At 47.2% G+C, this 2,011-nt stretch carries 3 protein-coding genes; all 3 read left to right on the top strand.

All coding sequences use genetic code 11. From position 1 onward, the window contains the following. The first annotated feature begins 154 nt into the window (after positions 1-154). The gene (locus tag ACOCD2_RS17745; RefSeq protein WP_293674993.1) at positions 155-715 is read left to right on the top strand and encodes an ATP-binding protein; all 561 of its coding nucleotides are present in this window, start codon (positions 155-157) and stop codon (positions 713-715) included. Further along, the gene (locus tag ACOCD2_RS17740; protein ID WP_293674992.1) at positions 712-1,728 is read left to right on the top strand and encodes a ParA family protein; all 1,017 of its coding nucleotides are present in this window, start codon (positions 712-714) and stop codon (positions 1,726-1,728) included. The genes ACOCD2_RS17745 and ACOCD2_RS17740 overlap by 4 nt, the downstream gene beginning before the upstream one ends. Positions 1,729-1,815: 87 nt before the next feature. After that, positions 1,816-2,011, top strand: a 196-nt coding sequence (locus tag ACOCD2_RS17735; protein WP_293650591.1) for a hypothetical protein, incomplete at its 3' end; no start/stop codon positions are given.

The following is a 2,011-nucleotide window of genomic DNA, read 5'->3' as shown; positions in this document are numbered from 1 at the left end:
GGCCTATTGCCGCATCTCCAGTTACCTGCAGACCATGGCAAATCAGGGATACAATCCGCTGGTCGCCATTCAAATGGCCTTTTCGGGACAGCTCTATGCTGATAGGGGTGAGTAGTTACCACCGGATGAAACAACACCAACCGTCCTGGGTCTTTTGTCAATTGGTAAAACACCGCAGGATTTTTTATCTGGCGCCTATGCGCAGTTTTTGCGTATTGATGGAATAGAGTTGGCTGATCCGGTAATCGATGAAGAAGACATAGGCGGAACACTGGTTGAAATGTTGCGTAGAACAGAGGAAAAACTAAGCGCGCACAATCGAACAATGATCGATATTGTGTCCTCTCCAACACATAATAAAGAAATAGCCTATCCGCCAGCAGCCATCCAGCAAATCCTGTATAACGCTGCGTTGCATCGAACCTATGAAAGTACCAACTCACCGGTTCGGGTTTATTGGTTTAATGATCGTATAGAAATCATCAGCCCCGGCGGACCTTATGGCAATGTAACGATTGAAAACTTCGGCAGTTCGGGAATAACAGATTACAGAAATCCCAATATAGCAGATGTATTAAAGACCTTTGGCTTTATTCAGTCCTTTGGCAGAGGTATTGCCACCGCCAGAAAATTAATGCAAGAAAACGGCAACCCCGATCTCGAGTTTCAAACAACTTCCAGCGCTGTTGTTTGCGTACTGAGAGGTAAATCATGACGACCCCCGTACTGACATTCTTCAATAACAAGGGTGGGGTTGGTAAAACCTCGCTAATTTATCATCTGGCATGGACATTTGCCGGCCTTCACAAGCGTGTTGTTATCGCAGATCTTGACCCACAAGCCAATCTGACTGCAGCTTTCCTCGATGAAGAAAAGATAGAACGGTTATGGAATGAGAAGGCTTCTGGTTCAACTATTTACCAGTGTGTAAAGCCGTTAACAAGTGTGGGCGATATTGTAGAACCAGTATTGCAAGACATGAGTACCGACCTTTATCTTCTTCCCGGCGATGTTGCGCTTTCCAGCTATGAAGACGCTCTTTCCAATGAATGGCCGCATAGCATGGGGGATAGTAATCTCTACCGTCCAATGCGCATTTTAAGTTCATTTTGGCAAGTCATGCAAATGGCATCACAAAAAATAGAAGCTGATATTATTCTGGTGGATATCGGCCCAAACCTGGGTGCAATCAATCGATCTGCGCTGATTGCAACAGACCATGTCGCAACTCCACTGGGTGCGGATCTGTTTTCATTGCAGGGCTTGAAGAACCTGGGACCAACCTTGGAAAGTTGGAAAAACCTGTGGAAAAAACGCCTGGATAACTGGGAAAATAGTGTGGAAGCACAGAACTTCCCGGATTTTCAATTGCCTGAAGGGAAAATGCAGCCCATCGGTTATCTCTGTCAGCAGCATAGTGTACGACTGGATCGGCCGGTAAAAGCCTATGACAAATGGGTTAAGCGCATCCCGAATGTCTATCGAAAAGCGGTGTTGAGGAAGAATGAGGATTCAAAAATCAAGCCAGAAGATGACCCCTACTGTCTGGCGACAATAAAACATTATCGAAGTTTAATTCCAATGGCGCAGGAACACCGCAAGCCTATATTCAAACTGACATCAGCCGATGGCGCCATCGGTAGTCATGCCAATGCTGTTCAGAATGCCAGATGGGATTTTCAGCGACTGGCTGAAAATATTTCAAAGAGAGTCGGAATGAAGCTATGAGCCAAGGCAGTTTATTCGATTCGCTCCCGGAATAGGCACAAAAGCCATCCGGCCCGGTAACCTGCCTCGGCATACGCTGTGCCAGCCATGGAGAGCGAAACGAAGGCTGGCAGCCCCCAAAAATCTGCCGAGGAGCCCCATTTTCAACAAGCGTGTCTTCGGCCTCGTGATAGATTTTGGGACATCCCAGTCCCCAAAATCGACTCGGCCTTTGACAACCTATATTTGTGCCCCAGCCGTCCTGGTCACCAAGCGCTACGCAACAACTTCGCAAGCTCGTTGC

This window comes from Thiolapillus sp. (assembly GCF_048562965.1).
GTDB classification, from domain to species: Bacteria; Pseudomonadota; Gammaproteobacteria; order Chromatiales; family Chromatiaceae; genus Thiolapillus; species Thiolapillus brandeum_A.
Note: the sequence above shows the minus strand (reverse complement) of the source record. Positions and strands in the feature narration are given on the sequence as shown.